We start from the raw sequence: 24,395 nt of genomic DNA, 5'->3' as shown, positions 1-24,395 counted from the left end.
TTCACTTTTGCTGATTATTAACGTTGACGTTCGGCTGTCTAAACAGCAAACCGCACCGTGATTTTTACACCATTGTTATTTTCGATCCGAAAGTTGCCCTTCAGTTGCTTGGACAAACCCTGGATAAGGTCGAGACCCAGGGAGTTATGTTCCATAGCGTCCAGGCCTGCCGGTAGACCGATCCCGTTATCGGAGATTTCAAGCAACAAATGTCCCGGGCCATCATAACCCAGATACAGGCGCACGACTCCCTGCTGTCCCTTTAGAAAGGCATACTTAATCGCATTGACGATGCCCTCGGTAAAGATGAGCCCTAAAGGAAGCACCTGCGATACGTCAAGCTCTATCGGCTCTATAGCCCGTTCAAAAACAATATGGCTATCTGCGTCGAAACTCTCGTACAGATAGGCTACCAGGTCATCAATATATTCCGGCATTGATATGGTGCTTGTATTGTTGTCCTGATAAAGCTTCTGATGGATCAGTGACATCGCCTGCATACGTCGTAAGCTATCTTTGATAGCCTGTATGGCCGCACCATCTTCTAAATAAAGAGATTGTGAATAGAGTAAACTGGTGACCACCTGAAGGCTGTTCTTAACCCGGTGTTGCACTTCTTTAAGTAACCATTCCTTCTCTTTAAGCAATTTTTCCTGATTGCTGTTCAGCGTTTCGATAAACGTATTTTTCTGGTCAAGTTCGCGTTGGCTGGCTAGCATTGACCGGTTGTCGTTGAGCCTGATCCTGTAAAGTTGCAATAAAAGAACGATTATGAGGAGCAATAGCCCTCCAACCGCAATTTTTAAATTTTTATTCATATCTGCTACGCGCCCTGTCATCTGCGTTGGTTGGTGCCGGCCTTCACCAGGTATATTTTTGTGGTCCCCTTTCTCGTCCACATAACGTACTGATAAAACATGTGTGCTTTTACTGCTCTTGTAATTGAAGGCGGGATCGGGAATTTTTTCAGTCCGTTGTGGGCCATAGATGAAGTCCGGGATTCTTTTTACTGTCGGGCGAATGTTATTTGGTTGACAGATGTGCGGCCATATGACGCCGTAACTGACGGCCTGCGTACGGAAAGCAGTGAGGGCGGGCATGTTTTGCCGGGCAAAACCTTCGGATCCGCCAATATTATGCTGGGCATTTGCTTTGGGGATAAAGTAAGAAACAAAGAGGATCACCCAGACAACCGGCAAAAGCCTTTTTTGAATGATGCTGAGATATTTGGGTTTCATAGCGCATCTCATCGGATGTAGCCGGGTAAAATGGGTAAAAATCCTGTTGACCGAATATACCGAATATTCATTGATCAGGAAGAATTGGCTGCCGTACCTGTTACAAATTACCATGCGAGTGTCTTCATGTTAAAAGGATAAACGGTCTCTATGATATCTGGTCGTTGCCTGAACAGCAAGTCGCTGTAAAAAGCATTGAAGTTAAAGGCGATGTAGATCGCAGTGACCTGCGGAAACACCATGAAAGGAAACTTCTTCATAATTCCGAATGGCTAGGTACGCGTAACTTCCGGCAGAGGCCGCAAAAAGTAAGCAATCATAAATGCAAGAATGGAAATGGTCAGGCCGAAAAGGAAAATACTATAGGCTTTTCGAAGAAAGTCATATTTCTTTCCGAGTATCTTACCCTGGGCATAGATATTTCGGGCCAGCATATCATAAAGAAACCCCTGGCTGGCTATAACCTGATGCAGACTGTGCAGGTATTCATCTGCTTCCATCTTATAGTAATTGCCAAAGTAAAGCAGATTTACTTCTCTTTTCTCCATCTCCGGTTGGGTAAATTTTCCCGCTGGAACCGGTGGACGGGTCGCCAGAATAGAAAAGATGGTCGAAAGAAAACTGGTAACCAGCAGGATGAAAGTTGGTAAGCTCAGGTAATTATTTTCCGGAAGCTTACGCAACACCAGGCTGATGATCGCCGACATCATGATGGAATTCACCGTAATAAGGAGATGCGCTTTATTGTCCGCGACCGAAATCAGCCGCTCGTTATATGAACAAGCGACCCGGAACATCGTATCGATCCCTCTTTCTGTGGCTTCTTTTTCCTGATGAATCGCCATACTTTTTTTACCCGCAGGTTCAGCATGCTTTTCGGCAAGGTCCAGTTCCCGCACCCATAGCTCTTTTTTCAATTTCGCCAGGTTGCTGTCCTTTTTTTTTGTGAATGCTGTACGACCGTATGCCGTGTAATATTGAAAATTTTCAAACGCCACAATACTCCGCTTCAGCCATTCTGTTTTGCCGATCTCCTGGTGTTTGAAGAACTCCTCTTCCAGTTTTAAGGCCCGGTTGTTATCTGAGAATGATTTCTGGGCCATATAGCGGTGGCAGGCATCAAACAGGGTCTCTTCCAACGGATCGGAGGGGAAAGTTTTGGAGGCTTTCGCCCTGATCAAAGCAGGAATGATCCGTAAAGGTTCATCTCCGGCATTTTCCCGGATCAAAAAATTCATGGCAAGTTCCGCCGATGCTTCTTCGGGACGTTCCGGCGACTCCAGGAAGCCTATAAACTGGAACCAGGCGGCGATCTTCAGGTACCGGATTTCAGTTTTAGAAAGTCCGCTTTGTGCGGCAATCTGTTTAATCGTCTTGACGACCGATGTAGTATGTCGGAGATCATGGAAATAATTGCCGGCAACACTGTTGCTCCCGTAATATGCGACGACATATTTCTCCGAGTTTTTCTCTAAATCGTTGTGTGCCATAGCATGGGAAATGTTGGGACAAAGCTACAGATCGTAACTTATTCAAAACTGATGCGCTCCATCACACGGCTTATAACTGTTATCATAAAATTCATAGGCGACTCCAAGTCCGTTTATCGGAGGGAATTATCCAGCATGGATGTACAGTGGACAGAACTTAATCTTTGTTCAAACTTTTGAAGCATGGTGGAATAGAATTCGACCTTTCCTGACCGGGCGGCCAACACGTCGTCAAGCGATCAAAAGTAAAAGCCTGACCTATTATAAAACTAATACCACTTACTATATAAATGGTATACCGGCATCTACAGATCGACTTAATTTTGATCTGAGCTGACATGGCTGAAACGTTCAGAATTAATTATCCGGTTGCTTACCGGTATCAATCACAAAAACAAATCAAAAAATTATGAGAATAACTGACCAAATCAATGCCCTTGGTGTTCGTTATAACACCGTGAAGGTTGGAGGTGTAGAACTGTTTTACCGGGAGGCCGGAGATCCGGAAAAGCCCACTATCTTACTGCTTCACGGGTTCCCTTCATCATCGCACATGTTCCGCAACCTGATTGAACAGCTTTCCGGGGAATATCATTTGATCGCGCCCGACTATCCCGGTTTTGGTTATAGCAGTTGCCCGGATCCTTCAGAATTTGATTACTCCTTTGACCATCTGGCAGAGATCATTGAGCAATTTATAGATAAGCTAAAGCTTCAGCATATGAGCTTCTATATGCAGGACTACGGCGGTCCGGTCGGATTCCGGATCATAAAAAAAAGGCCGGAACTGGTCAGAACACTGATCATTCAAAATGCCAATGTATTTTTAGAAGGCCTCGGGCCGGATGTACAAAAGATTGGTGCGCTGACAGCAGCGGAGGACTTTGCAGGCCTGGACGCGGCGATCGAGTATATGATGTCGCTGGAGGGCATTAAAGAACAATATGTTTCAGGTACCCTGCACCCGGATCGTATTAGTCCAGACAGTTACTATATGGATCATTTCTTTTTTGGACAGCCGGGCAAAAAAGCTGTTCAAAAAATACTTTTTGCCAATTACGGCAGCAATTTTCCCAGGTACCCAGAATGGCAGACCTATCTCCGCGAGCACCAGCCGCCGGTGTTGATCGCCTGGGGTAAAAATGATACGATCTTTCCGGGTACCGGTGCTTTAGCGTATCAAAAGGAACTGCCGGATGCGGAACTTCACTTATTCGACGGGGGGCACTTTCTGCTTGAAGAATATGGAGTTGAGGTTGCGCAGCTGATCAGATCCTTTTTGCAGGAGAAAGCTGAAAGATAACGCCGGCTATTATAATCTAGCTGCTGAAAATTGTTCTGAAAAGCCGGCACACCAGCGCATGAGCAAACGAAAATTTGGGGCAAGCGCACTGCCAACGCGATAATGACGACTTCTCCTTCCTGATCCCATTTGATTAAAAAATACCTCCGGCCACCCCGGGGGTATTTTTTTTCCGCGCAAAACACTTGCTAACGGACTGATTCGAAAAATGCACCTCTCCTTGGACCGGATAGCTTTTTACTTGCTTTCCAATCTGGATTTAAAAAGGTCTCTAATGGTTGCTAAATACCTGTACATGAGGCTGATCTCATATGTATCAATTTAATGATAACATGTATAATTAGCGTGATATACAAAAAACTTTAGGGCTGTCTACTTTTGAAATGTCGCCGGTGATAAACAATAATCCGGTAAAAAATTATCCCAATATCTTAAATCATTAAATTTTTAAATCATGAAAAATCAAACAACTTACCACTTTACCGACATCAATGGTGTCAACATTTTCTACCGCGAAGCAGGACCGAAAGATGCTCCAACGCTGGTATTGCTTCATGGGTACCCCGCATCGTCTTTTATGTTCAGGAACCTGATCGACCAATTATCCGACAAGTATCATTTGATCGCGGCCGACTACCCGGGTTACGGCAGAAGCGAGCAGCCGCCTATTGCTGAATTCGACTATACTTTTGACAATTATGCAGTAATTATTGAAGAGTTACTGAGCAAATTAAATATTACCAAATACAGCTTGTACCTGATGGACTACGGCGCCCCCGTAGGCTGGAGAATTGCTTCAAAGCATCCGGAAAGGATCGATACGCTTATCGTTCAGAATGGTTGTGCCTATGAAGAAGGGCTGGAAACTTTCTGGGATCCGTTCAAAGCTTACTGGGCAGATCACAATAATAAGGAGGCCGAGCATACATTAAGTACTTTCCACAATCCGGATGGTTTGAAGTGGCAGTATACGCACGGTGTGCCTGATACCTCCGTGATTAGTCCCGATAACTGGGAAATGGACCTTCGTCACCTGGAAAGACCGGAGAACGGACAGATACAACTCGACATGTTCTATGATTACGGCACCAATCCACCCAAATATCCGGAGTGGCAACAATACTTCCGTGACCATAACCCGGAAATGCTGGTTGTCTATGGAAAGAACGACTATATTTTTCCGGTAAGCGGCGCTGAAGCTTACAAGAAGGATGTTAAGAATCTGGAATTTCATTTGTTTGACGCCGGTCACTTCGCATTGGAAAGCCACGGCAATGAAATCGCTGAAAAGATCAAAGATTTTCTGGATCGTAAGATTAAAAAATAACCCATCTTATTTACAACAACCTATGAAAGGCAAGTCTCCCGCAAAAATCGCGGGAGACTTCTTAAACCTTATCCTGTATTGCTTAAAAGGTTGCTACACCCAAACATCTCCTACAAGCCATGAAGTCATTTATCAGAACGATATCCGAAACCATATACCTGATTTGCTTATGCTCAGGCAATAATTGCAGGATGTTATTTGCCGAAAGGGTTATTATAACATGCTGCTGTTTATGGAGTGCAGGGAGTTTTATCTTCCACTATGACAACGGAGCTTTGAATTACCTGCTGGTTTCGGTAGTTGTTTTTGACCTTGGCTCACAGCATATCTTCAGTAAAAGCCTGCATGGTGAAATAATAGCAATGCCTGTGGGATTCACTTTGCTGTCGTTGAACATAGTAAGTTACTTTCTTGCAAATAAGGACAGGCAGGCATGTATGCTGAAAGTTAGAAAATTCGCTATTGCGGTTTGCGGATTCATTGGAAATACTTTACTGGGAAGTTTAGGCGCTGAGATTGCCGGGCTGCGTGCCATCTTCCTACCTGCCTTGGGATTTCTCCAACTTTTTCTCAAAGAGCTGACTCAAAAGGCAGTTCTATCAAGCTATATAACACCAGAAAATTCATAACAATTATAATTCACCAAATAAAAATACAACCATGAAAAAACTTCTTTTATCATCAGTCATTGCCCTGACATCGTTATACGGTTTTGCTCAAAAACCAAGTCCGGCGTTATTAAATCCGACAAACCACATGTTGGTCATGATCGACTATCAAAGTCAGATGGGTTTTGCAACCAAAAATATCGGCATCGAATTATTGCGCAGCAATACGGCGCTTGTTGCAGGCGCTTCCAAGATCTTCAATATTCCTACAATTGTGACGACCGTTGCTGCCAAATCATTCAGCGGTCCGGTGTTTCCCGAAGTAACCGAGTTCTATCCCCAGGCAACATCGAACTTTCTCGACAGGACCACCATGAACAGCTGGGAGGATGCTAATGTATACAAGGCAATTAGCGCTAAAGGCAAAAAAACGATTGTTTTAGGCGGATTATGGACAAGCGTGTGTATCGTTGGTCCGGCCTTATCCGCGATCAACGACGGATATACCGTTTATTTTATTACAGATGCTTGTGGCGATGTATCAAAAGAGGCGCATGATCAGGCGGTCACCAGGATGGTGCAGGCAGGCGCCCATCCGATCACATCAATGCAGTATCTGCTGGAGCTCCAGCGCGACTGGGCCCGTTCGGAAACTTACAAGGCGACTACCGACCTGGTTAAGAAATACGGGGGCGCTTATGGTATCGGCATCCAGTATGCACAGGAAATGATGAAGCACTAACACATTGGCGACAAAAAGGCGGAATCTGATTCCGCCTTTTGTTTTTTTAAACATACTGAAATGAAACCTTCGTTAATTACAATTATCCTATTCCTTGCCTTTACAAGCGGACTCTACGCCCAGCAAAAGGCGGATTTGATCATCACTAATGGGAAGTTCATTACCCTTGATGATCAGCACCCGGCAGCAGAAGCAATTGCCATAACCGGTAACAAAATAGTTGCAGTGGGAAATAACCAGCAAATCCTTCGCTTTAAACGTGCCGGATCGCAAATGATAGATGCTAAAGGCAAGACAGTTGTTCCCGGAATCTACGATTCGCATCTTCATGTGATACGCGGGGGAAGGTTTTTCAACACGGAGTTACGATGGGACGGGGTGAAAACACTTAATCGCGCCCTGGTTATGCTTAAAGAACAGGCATCCCGGACACCTGAAGGCCAGTGGGTAAGAGTTATGGGTGGATGGACAGAATATCAGTTCGAAGAAAAACGCCTGCCTACGTTAGCCGAGATCAATGAGGCAACCGGCAAGACCCCCACATTTATCCTTTATCTGTACGGCCTTGCTTATTTGAATAAGGCAGGTATTGAAAAGCTGGGAATCACCGGTGACACCCCAAATCCCACGGGCGGCCTGATCCAGAAAGATCCCTCCGGCCAGCCAACGGGACTTTTGATAGCGGAGCCCAGTGCCTTTATCCTTTACTCTACGTTGTCGAAATTGCCAGAACTGAACCAGGAAGAAAAGGTCAATTCTACCAGGCAATTTATGTCTGAGCTTAATTCTCTCGGCATCACCAGCGTAATGGACGCTGGTGGAGGCTTTCAAAATTTTCCGGATGATTATGCTATTACCGACCTTTTAGCCAAAAAAGGTGAACTGACGGTCAGACTGCCATACTACCTTTTTGCGCAGAAGCCCGGTACAGAGCTGCAGGATTACATCAGGTGGATCAGCATGGTTGATATCACAGAACATAGTGCTGATAACCATTCGGATAAGCAACCCATTGAATACCATGTGCAGGGGGGCGGAGAAAACCTGGTCTCGTCGGCCGGCGATTTTGAAAACTTTATCAAGCCGCGTCCCGAGCTTCCGGCAGTGATGGAGGGGCAGTTGAAAGCCGTCATCAACGAACTTGTCAAACATCGCTGGCCGTTTCGGTTACATGCGACGTATAACGAAAGCATTACCCGGTTCCTCAATGTGATCGAACAGGTCAACAAGGAAACGCCGCTGAATGGGCTTACCTGGTTCTTTGATCACGCGGAGACGGTCAGCGATGAAAACCTCGACAGGATCAAAGCGCTGGGCGGAGGGATAGCGGTTCAGGACCGCATGGCGTTTCAGGCAGAGACATTTATCTCACGATACGGTAAAACAGCGGCCCTGAATACCCCTCCTGTACGAAGGATGTTGGAAAAGAATATCAAGGTCGGCGGAGGAACTGACGGAACAAGGGTTTCCAGTTACAATCCATGGATCGGCATTTACCAGTTCGCCACCGGGAGATCTGTGGGTGGCACTCCATTTACTGCAAAGGAAAACTACCTGGACAGGATCACTGCACTTAAATTATATACACAGGGAAGCGCATCACTGATCCACCAGGAACACGACAGGGGAACGCTTAAAGAAGGTTACCTGGCCGATCTGGTGATTCTTTCCGGCGATTACCTGAATATGAACGAGGAGGATATTAAAAGTATCCGGTCAGAGCTTACCATTTTAAATGGTAAAGCCGTATACGGTTCCGGTGAATTCAGACAGCAAGCTCCTGTGGTGCCTAAAGCACTCCCGGCTTGGAGCCCGGTGAATTTTTACGGCGGGTATCAACATAAGTAAGAAGCAAAAGCTGGCAGGCCAGTGAAATGAAGGGAAAAGGCAATCATCTAATATGAGTATTGCCTTTTCCATTTTACTTTTTCAGGCAATTAGAACACACCCGTCAGAGGTACCTTTAGCATTTCACGATGATATTTTGCTGTATGACTGCCGGGACGCTTAATTCAACTGGCTGGCGGATATAAATTTAGCTGGGACTGCTAAAACTTAAAAGATAATTGGGCATTGAAATATTTAGAGTCCGCCCAAAGCGGCTTTATATCCTTTATAAAGTTGCCAACCCTAAAATATTGCCCACCGCAGCTAAGGGAAAGGTGCTTGTTAAACTGAAAGTCTGCGCTGATCAGATAAGTTGTACCAATGAAGCGATGACCTGAACCTGACCCGGCAGTATTGAAATTGCCGCTTGGCCGGTATAACCCATCCTGCAAGGAGTACCTCCAGTTGAAAACCAGATCACCCTGTATCGCGAGCCGGTCAGAGATCGCCAGGGTTAAATAGGGATGAATATCGATCAGGTTCGACGGTCCGATCAAAGGGTTAAAGCCGAAATATCCACCTTTCGGATACAAAGGGTTAAATGAATTTAGCTTACCGTCCCCCGCCAGCCTATCTCCGGATACATAATCATTTCGAATATTAACAGACGGTTTGAATTTAACATCATCAAAGGTATAACCCAGTTCGATCGCCGTTGTCCAGGCACCGATATCTCCTCTTCCAAATTTACCAAACTGAAAGGCAGCTTCTACATTGTAAGTGAAACCTTTGCCGTTCTTCCAATACCGTGCAGCCAGCGTATGCCTCACCTCGCGTCCCGTACCTTCCTCAAATTCCCCGTTGTCACGCCTGGTTCCCAGGTAATAAAGATCAAGATTGTCTCCTCTTTGAAATCCGAAGTTTGAATATACCCCCCAAAGATTGGCCTGGCGGCTGGGGCGATTGTCAAAGAGACCAAATTTGACCTCATCTGCAGCAAGGACAAAAGCATCCAGGGTGAATCCGGGAGTGCTGTACCGCAGCTTTGCCCCGGTAAAATATTGGCGGGTATTGTTACCATCCCGAACAGAGATGAGCCTTCCTGAACCATAATCGATCTCCTGGCGCCCCAGGCGAAAAGAAAGCTGATGCACAGGATCCATTTGGATCTTATATTCACCGAATAAGTTCTGAACATTGAGCTTATCTTCGTCTGCAGGCGAAGGTCCATATTGGCTGCCATATTCCAGGGCACTGTTTAACTGGACAAAAAATCTGAACTGCGGACCCGCATGGAAATCCGCATGTAAAGAATAACGCTGGAGAATAGCGTAATTATAGCCCTGTTCTTTGATCCAGTCTTCATCAATCCTGCCCCCGTATTCGTTTCTGATTTCGCCACCGAAGCTCATATATACAAGATTGTTGGCTGAAAGTGGCAGATATTTCAATCTGTTATAAAAGTTATCGCTGGGATCCCGCAGGAAATGGTAATCCTCATCGTAGCGTAATAGCTTAAAACTTTGCGCTGATAGTGTCGCGGCCCGCAGCGACAATAAAAGGAACAATAAGCTTGGCCCGCATAGATATTTGGTAAATGTCATGATCTTGTTATACTTTCAGCGATCCTGACAGCGAACGGCAAATTGCTCTTGTACGATTTATGTCAATTTGGTGAAATATTACCAGTCGTTGCCGCTACTTTTTTTCATAAAGTTACAGTTGCTTCAACCGGAATCATCAGCATATAAATGATAAGAGCTATCAGAAATGTGTTACCAATATTGCTTGCATGATCCAGGGGTGAGTGTGGTTGACGTAGCCATTGTGATGAGCTGTTCTTTGATAGCTCACTTGATGGTCTCGTGTAACTAAAAAGCGACCAGGGAAAGAAGACCTTCCCTGATCGCTTCGAATCATCCGGATTGCATTTAGAGCAAGCTTTGTTTATAGCGAATGGTCAGCATACTACCGTCTATTTAAACCTGTACGCTACTCTCACTGCGGCCTGGCTGATTTTGACATCTTTTCTCCAGTCTTCATACCTGACGCCCAGTTCCAGCCCTTTCTTAAAGGTATAGCCAAATCCGCCGGAATAAATATATGCCGAACTATAACGATTGTAAGCATTCCCGCCGCTAAGTAATATGGCTGCGCCAACCTGCCCCTCGACAAAAAAGTGATTGTTCAGGTAGTGTTTGACACCGACCTTTACGGGTAAAAAACTCGCTCCGGTCTGGTTGATGCCATAAAAATTCAGGGCTTTCTTTGTTTCTTCACGGAACGACAGGAAAGAGTACCCGACCGATGCCGTAAAGAGCGTATGAGCAGCGAAAGGCAGCTCGTATTTCAATGATGCTCCCAATATGGCTTTGGCCTGACCGGGAACGGTACGTCCACCCTCTAACCCAAAGCTGAAATGTGCGCCGCTGTCAGGTGCGTTTGCCAATGAATCTTTCGGAAGCGTACTCGATGTTTGGGCAAATGTGCTCCAGGCTGTGCCGCTTATTGCGGCCAGTGTCAATAAAATGTTTTTCATGTTTTTGTATAAAGTTATCGCGGTTATCAGAGCGCCTTCTGATTTCGCCGCGGTGACAATAGGACGCTGGTGAAACTGCATTATTGTTCGTCAGTTGGCCCACAGGGGCATATTTTGGGGCATTTAACAATCATTAACAAGTTCACCGCCTGATCAGTCACCGTGGTGATATGAAATTCATGCTCGCTGATGGTTGAGCGGCAATGAATTCGTAACAAAAAGAGCAGATGTATTGTAATGCTGAACAGTGCTCGGGTTATAAGATGCCAACCTGGGCATCTGGTGTTACAAGCGATCAGCGATGCTGAATAAACTTTGCATGTTAGGTACTTTGCAGTTGTGCCTGACTAAGGGGAACTTCAATAGGAAATGTTAAAGTAATCGTCAGGCCGTTTTTGTTTTCAACGTCAAATGTTCCTTTCAACTGTGCCGTCAGCCCTTTTAAGAGCGTGATTCCAAGAGTCTTGGTACTTGCTAAATTGAAGTCCTCCGGCAAACCTACTCCGTTATCGCTGATCTGCAATTCTATAAAACTTTCTGTTTCTTTAACCAGGATTTTGATTGTTCCGATCTGGTCATTTGGAAATGCATATTTAAGTGCATTGGTGACAATTTCATTGAGTATGATACCTACAGGTATGGCCTGTGACACATCCAGGGCGATATCTTCAATGTCGCACACGATCGCTACATTGTTGGTTTTCTGATTTAAGGAACCGTCCAGCGAAAGGATCAGTTCTCTAATATAGGAGGAGAGATGGATCTGTGTGATATGTTCCGTCTTGTATAGTTGGTCATGAATAAGCGCTATCGAGCGAACCCTGTTCTGGCTATCCAGAATAGCCTGTTGGGCGCTTTCGTTAGACAGATAAACGGATTGTGACTGAAGCAAATTCATGACGATCTGTAAATTATTTTTGACCCTGTGGTTGACCTCTTTTAAAAGCAGGTCTTTTTCAAGCAATAATCTGTCCTTGTCTTCCAGAAGTTCATTTTTGTCCGTTACCAGGTGTTGAAGGGTGCTGTTCTTTTCATCGATTTCCGACTTTTGCCGGGTAAGCAAAGCGTTACTGCGTTGCTTCAACCGGTATCGACTGTAGATCAAACCGGTGATGATCAAAAGCATGATACAGCCACCGATAGTTACGTTCTGTATCAACTGGTTTCGCTTCAGTTTGCTGTCTTTTATCTGCGCCTGCCGGGTAAGCGAGTCGATATGCCTGTTTTTCTCCAGTGTTTCATTCTCAATATGCAGCAGGGAAATCTGATAAACTTTTTCGGCATTTTCGATGGAGTCCTTGATCTTCTGTTCTTTAAGAAAATGCGCCATGGCCGACTTCAGATCACCCTTCAAAGAAACCAGCTTGTAGTAACGGTATTCGGCTGTTCTGATGCCTGCAATATAATTCAGCTTATGTGCCATGGTGGCGTATAGCTCTGTATAATGATAGGCCAGTTTAACCTGACCAGTCTCGGAATAATAGGACGCAAGCGAATTGTATGCATTCATAACTTCTTTCACATTATCAGGGGGGATTCTCGCTAACAATCCTTTAACCTCCTGTGCATATTGACCAGCCTGTACCAGGCGTTTGGCATACATTAAATTATTAAGAAAATCCACGCTGACCGATATTTTGTCCAAATCGCTACGGGCACTGCCTTTCATTTCATGGAGTATAGTTATAGCTTTGGAGAGTTGGTTGGTGTGTGTGTATTCCAACGCAAGCGCCGACAATTCCGTATTGACAAAGCCGCTGTCATTGTAGCGTTTAGCCAATTTCAGTACCTCGAGGGAATATGGAATTGCCCGCTTGTAATCTTGCATTTTAACATAGGTCGAGGCAATAAAATGGTTGATTACGCTTACCTGCAAGGTGGTATCATTGACCTCCCTCGCCGTCCTGAGCGCTAATGAATTGTATTTAAGCGCATTGGTATAATCTCCTAACCTGAACGATGTCCTGCCGATATTCCAATAGATGCCCTCGACAGTTCTGCGGCTTACACCTTTTCCGAGATTTAACGCTTCGAACAATAACCTGAGTCCCTCCGTTGTTCGTCCTGCCTGAAATAAAAGGTCCGCATTTGCCGTCAGCAGAAAAGAAAGCCAAAGAATGTTCCGGTCTTTCCTGAATATGGCAATTGCCTTATTGATATATAAGATCCGATGCTGCAATTCAGCAGGATCAGAGACTTTATAATACTGAGCGATAACATGGTATGACCTTGCCTGGCCATCACTATTATTGTGTTTTTGAGCAAAAGCCAGCGCATTTTGAGCGGTCTTTAGACTCATTTCCCTATTATTCCGGTTCTTGAAAGTCTCCGCACGAAGCAGCATTGCATTAATTATTCCAAAATCATAGTTAAGTTGACGGCTGAGAATTGAGGCTTGGGAGGCAAAGTTTATTGCGGAATCGATGTCTTTTTCACCTTTGGTCGGTTTCAAAAGCATTAAATGCCCTAAGGCCAGTTGTACCTGAACTTTATTCGTATCGTTAATGCTTGTTGCCAATTTATGCCGTAAAACAGGCATAGGCAATTCATCGAGATTACTGGTTTGAGCCAGTGTCGGTATTGCGGTTAGCAGTAAGAAAAGGCATAAAAATGCGTTTCTCATGAATTGTGTTGACGATAGGTTCAAATAAGTCGGGAACTTTTAATTCACGAATATAATACAATAGCAGCATAGGTATGAAATCACACATCCTCCCTGTCCAAACCTTGTGATTTTAGTGGCTTCCTAACCTCCGGTTAAAGCGTATGCAATTGATTGTTCGTTAGTTAGCAACGCGCCTCATTGCTTTGAACGCGTTAAAAATACGGATAACAGTTGTCATTTCTGATAGAAGAGACGGAACTTATCAAATTCTCTTCCAAATACGGATAAGAAGGCGGTATGATCATCGTCTCCGCGGGATTTCGGCGAGAAATCGCATAGCAAAGAAGTTCCAATGAACCGACCAGCCAGCCGCGTTGATGGAAACCAACATGCCTTAACGGGTCAACAGGAAAATGACGAGGTCAGGTGCCTGCCTCCGCCAGGGACTATTGCATTACAGGATACTTTCCGCTGTTTTCAATTAGCGCCCTTCTCTATTTTTTGCAAATTCGGGCTGTTCACACCGTTGAACTTGTAATTTTTGAAATCTTCAGTGTGCTGTGGAAGCAGGTGGAGTGCTTTTATTTCCGCAATTTCTATAGTGAGATATTTGGCATGAACGCCTACGACATGGCCGCCTGACTTTCGATCCTGGGACAAAAAATGAAAATGGAGACCGACAATATTTATTCCTGATAAATATCCGGGGATATAAAACCCGATCATGTCACCGGCTGTTCCTTTTAACTCAAAGAACTGCTGCTGATCGAGCAGCTGGGCAAGAGGCTTGAATGGCTTTTCCCGGACAGGTGGAAATGCACGGGTTCGTATCGATGAAAAGGTGCCTTTTATGCGTAACGCGTAAATGGCATTGGGATTGGGTAATAGCGTTTCGATGCGGGCAAACAGGTCTTTAAGGTCGTGTATATCAGATAACGTTTGATTAGTGTCCTTCCTGAAATTCGTCACAAATGCAAAGGGTGTCATAAGCGCTTCCGGCGCTTCAATAGTTTGTCCTTTAGCATTACTTTGGTAGGCCGTTCCGTCGACGATCGTCAATTCTCCATCGATGTGATTGGGGGCTCCTATGCCAAAGTTCCCCTTTCGCTTCAATTGCTCAACAGAAAGTTCGCCCTCATAAAGGCCGTCTATAAAGGCGTTTGCCACCCCATACTGAAAAAGTTGTGGTTGGTCAATACTCATTACATTCCGTTTCTCCTGGTTTGTTTTAACTGTTTTAAAGCTGGGTGGAGATTGCGCCAGCGATTCACCTGCATGAGCCAGAATGAAGATTGCGAAAAGCACAAGTCGTTTTTCCATTCGGCAAAAATACAGGTACGGGCTGTTCGCCGCAATAACCTAAATAGGGTGGTCCCCAACACATCAGAGTTGAACAGGAGATCAGGAATGTACTGTTGAACAGATTGTCTAGAAAACGTGCTATGATCATAGCAACTCGATCTTTATTAACCTGGGTGAATGCTTAACAAAGGGAAAGCATCGAAATTTGAGCCCTGAATAGAAAAGGGGTTAAACCGGTGAATTACGAAAGCAGTGAAGGTGAACAATTGCGTAACCGATTTGGTTGTATGCGGGTCCTGATCGCGGTTAAAGCAGGGAAACTGCAAGACAGTATTCTGGAAATTTTAAGAGAAGAGCCGGCCATCGAAACGATAATTTGCAGCCAGCTTACTGCACCTGTTAATGAATTGCCGGAGAGGTTTTCTGTCGTCATTACAGATACAGGACATGACAATTCCCAGAAGAAAGAGCTTTTCAACGTTTTGAGAGCCGGTGAGCCGGCTCTTCAGGCATTGGCGATAGGCTCAGTTCAGAATTACGATCAGCTTTTCGATTGGCTGTGTACAGGTGCCTTTGCCGCCATGATGGAAAATGAGATAGACTCGTGCCTCGTGCCGGTCCTCATGCAGGCGCAAAAAAGTGCGCCGATTCTTAGTGCAATTATCTCCAGGCAGTTGCTCCTGATCCTGGGGAAACGCAACGCAGGCTTTTTATCAGCAGCCGATTATGGCCTCACGCCCCGTGAAAAGAATGTGCTATCGGCCATAGTCAGGGGCATGACCTATAAGATAATCGGATCGGAATTAAATATCAGCCCGGAGACAGTCAGGGGACATGTAAAAAACATCTATAGGAAATTGACGGTCAATTCCCAAAGCCAGGCGGTAGCAAAGGCCATTCATCTTAATCTGGTATGATTTTATTGTGAGGCAGGAGAACTTTCTATCAGAAATCTTATAAGAGTTATCAAACAGGTAATTATTCATTGTTCGAAAACAGCGATAAATTGCCACTGCAAAATTCGGGAGATGCTAACCATGATTCTTAGGAAGTCCAGGAAGATAAATTACCTTTTGATCTTGCTGGTATTGTTTTCAAGACCGATAAAAGCACAAAGAAATGGCGCCAATGACGGTCCTGAATCCCTGTTATGGAAAAAGTTGGATCGCAGTAAGGAAGGGCCTGATAAGATACGTGCACGATTAGCTGTAGGACGTGCCATTTTATACAGATCAGGGGACAAGGCCGAAACCATCGATTCCGCAATGAACTTTGGCGTCATGGCGGAACGGGAAAGCCGTAAGATCAATTTTCACGAAGGGGTCATCAATGCAGTGGTATTGAGATCCATATGCTTCAGTCAAAAGAGGAAACCAGCTATCGGTCTTAAGCTTGCACAGGAGGCATTGGCTTTTTCTGAAAAGGTAAAGAACAATAACGGCATTGCCGAGTCCTACATGGCGATTGCCGAATCTTTTCCTGTTCATATTCCCGATAGTCTGCGGCTGAAGACATTTTATTACCATAAAGCAACTGCAATTTTCAGACAAGAACGTAATATGAACAGGCTTGCCGCGGCCCTGGAGATCGATGCCGAAATGTGTTTCCTTGCGAACGAAAAAACACAAGCGATCAAACTGTTATTTGAAGCTTTGAATGTGAACGAAGTTCTCGGCAACAAAGCTGTCCACGGGATTTATTGGATGATCGCACGGACATCAAATGGCTTGGGGGACTACCCGGATGCAGTAAAATACAGCCTTTTAGCGATCAGGACCGCGGAGGCGGTAGGCGATTCAACGCTTAAGCTATGCAGTATCTACCACAACCTGGCCACCGTTTATATGAACATGACTGACTATCGCCAGGCACTTCCTTATTCCTTAAAGGCGTTGAAGATCGCAAGGCGTTATAAAGACCCCGATTACATTACGACGGTGGCTTACGCATTAGCCATTCAATATACCCGCCTGGATGAATTTTCTAAAGCCTTACCGCTGCTTGCGGAAATGGAAAAATTTTATACCGAGGGTTATGGAAAAATGGTCGTAACGGGATGCTATCTGAATAACCTGACATGGGCAAGGCAGTTTAAAGAAGCGGCAATCTATGCAGAAACATTAAAGAAGGATCTGGCAGAACTTCCACCAGACAGTTATAATGAACGTATTGTATGCTACGGGATTCTTGCTAACTATTATTTGGACACCCGCCAGATCGACATGGCCTATCATTACGCGGATCTGCAGGCGGCAATCCCTGCCGGCAACCGCACGCCGCTCAATAACAGGGCAAGGGAACGTATCTACTACAGCTTGGATTCAATCAGAGGCGATTTCAGGTCCGCTTTTAATCATTACCAGCAGGTTCAAAGGATAATCGATTCCGGGCTGAATGTAACCAAGGCCTATCAGATATCATTGCTTCAGATCGAAAGTGATACGGAAAAGAAGAATATGCAGATAGAGGCGCTGAACAAACAGGCGCTGGCAAAGGATAATATTTTGAAACGCAATCAGCTGGTGCAGAAAGTGGTCATTTTAGGCTGCGTTATGCTGGCAATCATTACGGCATTAGTCTACAGCCGTTACCGGCTCAAACAGCGTAGCAACGCGCTGCTGCTGAAGCAGAAATCGGAGATTGATCAGCAAAACGTGGAACTCCAGCTCCTGGTCGGTGACAAGAACCAACTTATTTGCGACAAGGACGAACTGTTACTGGAGAAAGATGTGCTCTTAAAAGACAAAGACCTGCTGATCAAAGAGGTCAACCACCGGGTCAAGAACAACCTGCAGATCGTTATGAATTTGTTGCAGTCACAATCCGCGTATATGGCTAATGAAAGTGCCCAGCAGGCGATCTTGGAGGGACAGAACCGTGTCCGGTCTATTGCCCTCATACATAATCAGTTATTTAAAACAGATAGCGTAACCGAAATAGACCTGGCTTGCTACATTGCCGACCTGGTGCATTCCCTTGACTTCGCTGTTAATAAGGAAGGAACTAAAGTTAACATCCGGTTCGATATAGATGCGATGATGTTGGACGTTTCGCAGGCCATACCAGTAGGTATAATTTTGAATGAAGCGGTGACGAATGCGTTTAAATATGCTTTCCCCGGCCATAGCGCCGGTGAAATACGGATCACGGTCAAGAAGATAGCTGGACAGATCAGGATGTGTATCAGTGATAACGGCGTTGGACTGCCTAACGACTTTAGGTTAGAGAAGGCAAATTCGTTGGGCATGACCCTCATCAGGGGACTCGCTGGTCAGCTCCGCGGCACTTTCCATATCATAGACCGTGAAGGCGTGACCATTTCCATTGAATTTCCTGTGTTGATACCGGATCTGGCCATGGTTACAGCAGGTGCGGAAACCGAAAACGTTTAATTGAATCCACACATCAATAAGAATATACTTCCATACCAAATAAACAGTTAACCATTACGCTTATGAAAAAGATAGCCATTTTTGGCTTTGGCCGTATCGGCCGGCAATTGTTAAGGATCGCACTGGACAAAAATTATTCGTTCCGCATGCTGTGGCAGACCTGAAGGACCTAAAGACACTGGGTGCTTTATTTGCAGTAGACACGAATTATGGCCGATGGCACGGAACGGTAACCACTTCAGGTAATACCTTTAACCTGAACGGGAATGAAATCTCTTATGTAGATTCCTCCAAAGGTGTACCTAACTGGGGTAAAATGGGTGTTGAACTGGTGGTAGATTGTTCAGGCAGGGCGACAAAGAGAGAAGGTGCACAGGCCCATCTTGATCAGGGAGCGAAATATGTACTGGTCAGCGCACCGAGCAAGTCACTGGCGGATTGCGATGCTGTTCTCCTGAAAGGGATAAACCTCGAGCATTTCGATCCTGCAGCGCATCACATCATCAGTATGGGCAGTTGTACGACCAATGCACTGGCTGTTCCCATTAAGATCATCAAAGAAGCTTTTGGCATTGAATACGGGCTTTTTTCCACGGTACATTCTTATACCAACTCTCAGTCGCTCACCGATCAGCCGATGGCAGACATCCGGGATTCCTGGGCAGCAGCGGAAAATATTATTCCATCATCATCAGGTGCCGCGAAAGCTTTACAATTTATATGGAGCGATCTGAAGGTGGCAGGTAAGGCATACCGGGTTCCCACGAGAACAGGCAGCATAGCGGAGCTCAACCTGATCACTACCCGGCCGTGTACGGTAGAGGAAGTAAACGATGCTTTCCGCAAGGCGGCGTCAGGTTCAGACCTGGCGGGCGTTATGGATGTACTGGAAGACCAGTGGTCATCAGCCAGAATTGTTGCTGACCCGCATTCTTCCGTTATTGACCTGAACCTAACAGCCAAACAAGGAGACCTGTTGTCTATTGCAACGTGGTATGATAATGAGTGGGGATTTAGTAACCGGCTGGCCGAAGTGGCTCAGTATATTGCCTCCATGATATAGTTTCTATGAACACATGCTTTGTCATCTTCCCTGATTGGCTTTCAGCCACTGGCAGGACTTTGATATCCTAAAAATAAAGCCCCGTGAAAGTAACGGGGCTTTACTGTTAATTTACAGGTTTGATAAATCTCCTGCGTTTTGGGTTTTAAATGCATCTCCAGCCATAAACCTGCTCAACCTGATTTTCAAGCTTGATGCTTCCGGTACTCCTCTTGATAATTCGACATTCATCACGTCAGTACCGTTCAATTTTAACAAAGATCCTAATCGCTAAGTATCGAACCACCGCCTGTGCTTAGTTACTACGGAAAATAACGCGGCAGTTTTTTTGTTATGATCAATATCCGTAACGCCTTCGGAATCAACAATTCTTTGTCCGGTGCGATCCTTGATAACTGCCGGCCCATACGGCCGAAACATGGGTTCGCGATCTTTCAAAGGATTGATTGTTTAAATATTATCAATAGATTAAGTCGAAAACTATCGGGTTGGTGATCGTTCATTTGTCATCCGGCACATATTATGCAACGGCTAATGCTGCCTCCGGGATGCTCATCGGAAATTCTATAGTGATATTCACTCCGTTATTGTCAATGATTTCGAAGGTGCCGTCGAGTTGTCCTGCCAGCCCCTTGATCAGCGTCATGCCTAACGAATTGACTTTTTCCAGGGTAAAATTTGACGGCAAGCCTGCGCCATTATCGCTTATCCGGATCGTGATGATCTGTCTGCACTCTTTGACAGAGATCCATATTTTTCCTGTCCTTTCGCCAGGGAAGGCATATTTGAGTGCGTTAGTAACGGCCTCGTTCAAGATGATGCCCATGGGAATAGCCTGGGAAACGTCCAGCATGATCGGGTCGATATCAAAACCGATCTCGACCTTATGGCTGCCTTTGTTGATGGAATAATTTAAGCAATCGACTAACTCACCGATATAGGCCGGCAGGTCAACTTCCGTTGCATGGTCACTACGGAACAACTGATCATGGATCAGTGCGATGCATTGAACACGGTTCTGTCCCTCCAGTATCGCCTCCTGCGCCTGTTTATCTTTAAGATAGCCGGACTGGGATTGCAAGAGGCTCATTACGATTTGAAGATTGTTTTTGACCCGGTGATTTACTTCCTTGATCAATAGGTCCTTGTCTTTGAGCAATACATCTTTATCTAAAAGCAGTCCATCCTTTTCCTTCAACAGGACATCTTTGTCAACGATGAGTTCGTTCTTATCATTGACCAAAAACTGAAGCTCGATATTTTGCTGATCGATCTCGGACTTTTGCTGCATGAGCAAGGTATTGCTGCGTTGTTTCAGGCGGTAACGGCTATAAATTAGTGCCGTGATGATCGCCAGCATCAACGTACCGGCGATGATCACTTTTTGAATGAGTAGATTACGTTTAAGATCGTTGTCTTTGATCAATGATTTTTTGTTGAGTACATCTATCTCCTGGTTTTTCTTTTCCGTATCATTTTCGATCTGCAGTAAGGACATTTGATATGCTTTGGTCACATTCAGACCGGAATCGATCATCCGCTGACAAATTTGGTAATGTTTAAAAGCGGATGCGAGATTACCTCTTATCGAGTCAAGTTTGTATTGAGCGATCTCTATGGCGCGACGGCCTATAGGTGTACGGTAATCAGGAGGTACGGATCTATGTAGGTTAATATAATGATCAGCTTTGTCTAATTGCCCGGTCCGCATGTAATGATTCGCCAGGAAATTATAAGGTACAAGACGTTGATTGTAATTATCTATGGATATCTTGGACAAGTAGTACGTCAGCTTCTTCGCATACAGGCCGGCTTTCTTAAACTGCTTGGCCCGGGTGAGATTATTAACGAAAGATCCTGCAACAGCAATACTATCGGTGATATCTACGGCCGATCTTTCCATTTCTTCCATAAGTGACAAGGATTTTTGAAATTGCCCTAAGTGGGTGTACTCCATTGCTGCAGCCATTTCAACGGTGAGGATGTAATCAACGTCTTTAAAACGCCTCGCGATCTGCAACGCCTTTAAAGAATACACAAGCGCCTGACGATAATCGTTCAAATTGATATAGGTCGTCGCCAGATTATGATAGATGCTGCAAAGTTTAAGCGTGGAATCGCCGACCGCCTCCGCTGTTCTGATGGCCAATAAGCTATATTTGACCCCGTCCGTATAGTCTCCCATATTATTTGAGGTCCGGGCGATCATCCAATAGATACCTTGAACAGTTCTTTTTCCGATCGATTTGTTAATATTCAGGGCCTCTGTCAGCAATTTAACTGCTTGAGCCTTTTCACCGGATAAATAGCATAATTCACCGTCCATTTCCAGCGTGGCAGCGAGCCGGGGCAAATTAGCCTCTTTTCTGAAAAGATCCGTCGCGTGCTCATAATACCGCTTTTTTATCTTGAGCTCACTTGGGATGTTCATCGAGTACTGATCAGCGATTCCGATATACGCTTCGGCTATACCGTTATTGTCTCTTACACTTCGTGCCAGAATAAGTGTCTGTTTGGCCAGTTGTATCCCCCTTGTCTTTTGACCCTGACGATAAAAGCAAAGGGTTCTGATGACCATACCATTGATGATGCCGTAGTTGTAATTTAGTCTCCGGCTATCGTTTTCAATTTCTACGCCCATCAGCATGGCTGAATCGATCGTCTTGGGCATGCCTCCTGAACGATATAACATCGACCGGCCAATGCCGACCTGTATCCTGACCCTTCCAGTATCGTCTTGACTTTCTGCCAGTTTTTTCTTTAGCTCAAGCTCTGAAAATTTATAAAGGTCATTCATCTGAGCGAGTGCCGGATATGTTGTAAAGAGTAGAAAGGCCAGCAGGCAAAGGTTTTTCATAAGAAGGTTATGGTAAGGCAGTTTTATTCTTGAATGCAGTGAGCAATGGATAGCAGAAATTCTTTAGGTATTTAACAGGCGCCATCAGCCCTCACGCAATATTGACGGGTGGCTTCCGCCCGGCTGTTCCCGACATAGTAATGACTATTGAATTGACCTGGAGGTGTAATTTTTCCATCGTAAGCGTTATTTAAGGCCAGAAAAGCCCGGGATCATTTGACCGCTGCTACGATCGAACGGGTCTGCAGGTCATTTGGCGTAAGTAACAATCCCTTTGACATTCAACGTGATACTGATCGCGCTCATCGAATAAAAGATTTAATGCTAGGATTTTCTTAAGCCACTTTGTTTGAGACGTAAATTACTTCAGTTGCTCCAAGTTGTTCTATTACAATCCTGATAACTGAAATAAGTATCGTTATAAATGACTTCCGGGAACGAGGCGTTGAACGCGGGCCGGTGCGGATCATCAGGTCGGTGGTCTTCATAGATCTGTGTTCGAACGAGTACCATTAGGGGAAAGGTAATGAGACAATCTGTCAGGAATTTCGCTCTTCTTCTATGACCATCAAACCACACTTTCTTGTTTTATAGCGTTGTACTTTTAGCGTTAGCTCTTGCTAGGCCGACGGCTCAATGCGGATGACGCCGGAAAAAAAAGAGCGGCGAGCGAACCGCTTACGACGATGTTCTTTCCATTAGAAGGTCAGGCGTTTTAATGAGCCATGCCTGATTACCGGTGTCGGGCTTTTTGCCATTAGCATCCGCTCCTTGACCACATTTGCATTTCTACCCGCCCTGACCACTGCATATCCGAAACGTTCCCGAATGACAGACCTCTTAGTACAATTTACTAAAGTTCCGATCATCTTAAGGATAGAGGGCGAACGAGGTCGAACAGTCGATGGATCGCTTAGGGAAATGGACCCTTCCGCTATTTCCCAAAGAAACGGACAAAAGAGGCGTCAAGCTCGGTCAGCCGTCACGTACGAACGCATAATGGCCTTCGCTGTGCTCGGCCACCCTTTGGGACTTATAGTTCTCCCGTTCCGCCTTACGACCGCTCATTTGACTTTCTTTTTTACCGTTTTTTCTTTTGAAAAATAGCTATCCGGGAGGGTCGCACAGGTGAAAGGGAGAGCAGGCAAGTATTCATTAATTATTAAACATTTTAAAAATCAAGGACATGGAAATCACAGGAAGATTGGTAGCAGATGCTGCTGTAAGAACCATCGAGGGAGACAGAACAGTAACCAATTTCAGGGTGGCGGTCAACCGCCGTTACAAATCGCAGGGGGAGCAAAAAGAGGAAACCGCCTACATCGATTGCACCTACTGGCGGGGTGAGGGAATTGCGCCATTTCTAACTAAAGGCATGTTGGTACAGCTATCGGGCTTTATGACCGCCGAGCCGTGGGTAAGCCGTGATGGTGAACCGATGGCAAGCCTGCGCTTTCGCACCGAAGAGATCAGTATGCTGACCAAATCGGCAAAGAACGGTGCAAATGAAAATAAACGCACACCTAAACAGGCAGGCGACAAAAAGGGCGTGATTAAACCAAGCGAACAGTATAACTAAAGGGTACGGAAATCAAATTAACCTTAAAATACAAGAAAATGGCACACAATCTTTTTTATAACGAACTGTCAGAAAAACACAGTTTTTTTAGTGTAAAGGAAAAAGCATGGCACGGGTTGGGGCAGATCGTGGAGGATTACCCCACCAGTGCGGAAGCTATCCGCTATGCAGGTTTAGATTACACGGTGGAGAAACGTCCTTTGTTCACCAATTCACTGAATAATGAATTAACCGGCTTCGACCCCGATTTTGCGACCTCTAAATCGGAGGTGCCCAATTGCTTTGCGACCGTCCGCAATGATAATGACGCTGTTTTAGGGGTGGTGGGTAAAGATTACGAAGTGGTACAGAACGCCGATGCATTCCAGTTCTTTGATGCTATCGTAGGTGGTGGTGAAGGTGGATATACCACTGATGTTGACCCCTCTTCGCCAATCTAAAGTGACCCCTTTGAGTTAGGGTTTGAAAGAGAGTAAAGTTGTTGTACAGATAGGCTCCTGAGAGCGGATGTTTTTGTACGGTT

At 45.2% G+C, this 24,395-nt stretch carries 18 protein-coding genes and 1 pseudogene; 11 read left to right on the top strand and 8 right to left on the bottom strand.

Annotated features, from left to right (window positions below; all coding sequences use genetic code 11):
• Positions 1-38: 38 nt before the first annotated feature.
• From FPZ43_RS14270 to FPZ43_RS14265, 3 genes are all read right to left on the bottom strand, one after another.
• Complete coding sequence (locus FPZ43_RS14270) at positions 39-1,238, bottom strand: sensor histidine kinase (RefSeq protein WP_222430983.1); 1,200 nt, start codon at positions 1,236-1,238, stop codon at positions 39-41.
• Positions 1,239-1,345: 107 nt separating this feature from the next.
• Complete coding sequence (locus FPZ43_RS19325) at positions 1,346-1,498, bottom strand: hypothetical protein (RefSeq protein ID WP_186461846.1); 153 nt, start codon at positions 1,496-1,498, stop codon at positions 1,346-1,348.
• A gap of 12 nt (positions 1,499-1,510) precedes the next feature.
• A complete protein-coding gene (locus tag FPZ43_RS14265) occupies positions 1,511-2,728 on the bottom strand; it encodes a Pycsar system effector family protein (protein WP_146382612.1) in 1,218 nt (405 codons plus the stop codon).
• Positions 2,729-3,137: 409 nt separating this feature from the next.
• On the opposite strand from FPZ43_RS14265, the gene FPZ43_RS14260 reads away from it, so the two are divergent.
• From FPZ43_RS14260 to FPZ43_RS14240, 5 genes are all read left to right on the top strand, one after another.
• Positions 3,138-4,031 (top strand): alpha/beta fold hydrolase, encoded by an 894-nt coding sequence (locus FPZ43_RS14260; RefSeq protein WP_146382611.1) that lies wholly within the window; start codon positions 3,138-3,140, stop codon positions 4,029-4,031.
• Positions 4,032-4,485: 454 nt separating this feature from the next.
• Complete coding sequence (locus FPZ43_RS14255) at positions 4,486-5,358, top strand: alpha/beta fold hydrolase (RefSeq protein WP_146382610.1); 873 nt, start codon at positions 4,486-4,488, stop codon at positions 5,356-5,358.
• Between the two features lie 191 nt (positions 5,359-5,549).
• Positions 5,550-5,987: a hypothetical protein gene (locus FPZ43_RS14250; protein WP_146382609.1), complete on the top strand. Its 438-nt coding sequence runs from the start codon at positions 5,550-5,552 to the stop codon at positions 5,985-5,987.
• Positions 5,988-6,018: 31 nt separating this feature from the next.
• Positions 6,019-6,708, top strand: a complete 690-nt coding sequence (locus FPZ43_RS14245) for a hydrolase (protein WP_146382608.1) — start codon at positions 6,019-6,021, stop codon at positions 6,706-6,708.
• 60 nt (positions 6,709-6,768) lie between these two features.
• Entirely contained in the window at positions 6,769-8,556 is a 1,788-nt protein-coding gene (locus tag FPZ43_RS14240) for an amidohydrolase (protein ID WP_146382607.1), read from the top strand.
• A gap of 200 nt (positions 8,557-8,756) precedes the next feature.
• On the opposite strand, the gene FPZ43_RS14235 is transcribed toward FPZ43_RS14240, so the two are convergent.
• The 4 genes from FPZ43_RS14235 to budA form a co-directional block, all read right to left on the bottom strand.
• A complete protein-coding gene (locus FPZ43_RS14235; protein WP_146382606.1) occupies positions 8,757-10,139 on the bottom strand; it encodes an alginate export family protein in 1,383 nt (460 codons plus the stop codon).
• Between the two features lie 371 nt (positions 10,140-10,510).
• On the bottom strand, positions 10,511-11,074 hold the full coding sequence (locus tag FPZ43_RS14230; RefSeq protein WP_146382605.1) for an acyloxyacyl hydrolase: 564 nt from the start codon (positions 11,072-11,074) through the stop codon (positions 10,511-10,513).
• Positions 11,075-11,396: 322 nt separating this feature from the next.
• Positions 11,397-13,697 (bottom strand): histidine kinase dimerization/phosphoacceptor domain -containing protein, encoded by a 2,301-nt coding sequence (locus FPZ43_RS14225; RefSeq protein ID WP_146382604.1) that lies wholly within the window; start codon positions 13,695-13,697, stop codon positions 11,397-11,399.
• Positions 13,698-14,156: 459 nt separating this feature from the next.
• The gene (budA, locus tag FPZ43_RS14220) at positions 14,157-14,999 is read right to left on the bottom strand and encodes an acetolactate decarboxylase (RefSeq protein WP_146382603.1); all 843 of its coding nucleotides are present in this window, start codon (positions 14,997-14,999) and stop codon (positions 14,157-14,159) included.
• 218 nt (positions 15,000-15,217) lie between these two features.
• Between budA and FPZ43_RS14215 the strand changes: the two genes are divergently transcribed.
• From FPZ43_RS14215 to FPZ43_RS14200, 4 genes are all read left to right on the top strand, one after another.
• Complete coding sequence (locus FPZ43_RS14215) at positions 15,218-15,898, top strand: helix-turn-helix transcriptional regulator (protein ID WP_146382602.1); 681 nt, start codon at positions 15,218-15,220, stop codon at positions 15,896-15,898.
• Positions 15,899-16,060: 162 nt separating this feature from the next.
• Positions 16,061-18,373 carry a histidine kinase dimerization/phosphoacceptor domain -containing protein gene (locus FPZ43_RS14210; protein WP_186461845.1) on the top strand — a complete coding sequence of 771 codons (2,313 nt, stop codon included), beginning with the start codon at positions 16,061-16,063 and terminating at the stop codon, positions 18,371-18,373.
• 151 nt (positions 18,374-18,524) lie between these two features.
• On the top strand, positions 18,525-19,436 hold the full coding sequence (locus tag FPZ43_RS14205; RefSeq protein ID WP_222430982.1) for a type I glyceraldehyde-3-phosphate dehydrogenase: 912 nt from the start codon (positions 18,525-18,527) through the stop codon (positions 19,434-19,436).
• Positions 19,437-19,470: 34 nt separating this feature from the next.
• Complete coding sequence (locus FPZ43_RS14200) at positions 19,471-19,710, top strand: hypothetical protein (protein WP_146382600.1); 240 nt, start codon at positions 19,471-19,473, stop codon at positions 19,708-19,710.
• Between the two features lie 246 nt (positions 19,711-19,956).
• Here FPZ43_RS14200 and FPZ43_RS14195 read toward each other — a convergent pair whose 3' ends face one another.
• Positions 19,957-22,293, bottom strand: coding sequence for a sensor histidine kinase (locus FPZ43_RS14195; RefSeq protein ID WP_146382599.1), 2,337 nt, complete (start codon positions 22,291-22,293; stop codon positions 19,957-19,959).
• A 1,186-nt stretch (positions 22,294-23,479) separates the two neighbouring features.
• Here FPZ43_RS14195 and FPZ43_RS14190 point away from each other — a divergent pair.
• Both FPZ43_RS14190 and FPZ43_RS14185 read left to right on the top strand, forming a co-directional pair.
• Positions 23,480-23,872, top strand: a complete 393-nt coding sequence (locus FPZ43_RS14190; RefSeq protein ID WP_146382598.1) for a single-stranded DNA-binding protein — start codon at positions 23,480-23,482, stop codon at positions 23,870-23,872.
• Between the two features lie 38 nt (positions 23,873-23,910).
• Positions 23,911-24,273 (top strand): annotated as a pseudogene (locus tag FPZ43_RS14185) (DUF932 domain-containing protein); the annotation flags it as partial.
• Positions 24,274-24,395 lie beyond the last annotated feature (122 nt).

The sequence above is a fragment of the Mucilaginibacter pallidiroseus genome (assembly GCF_007846085.1).
Taxonomy (GTDB): domain Bacteria; phylum Bacteroidota; class Bacteroidia; order Sphingobacteriales; family Sphingobacteriaceae; genus Mucilaginibacter; species Mucilaginibacter pallidiroseus.
This window is presented reverse-complemented; position numbering and strand designations above follow the sequence as displayed.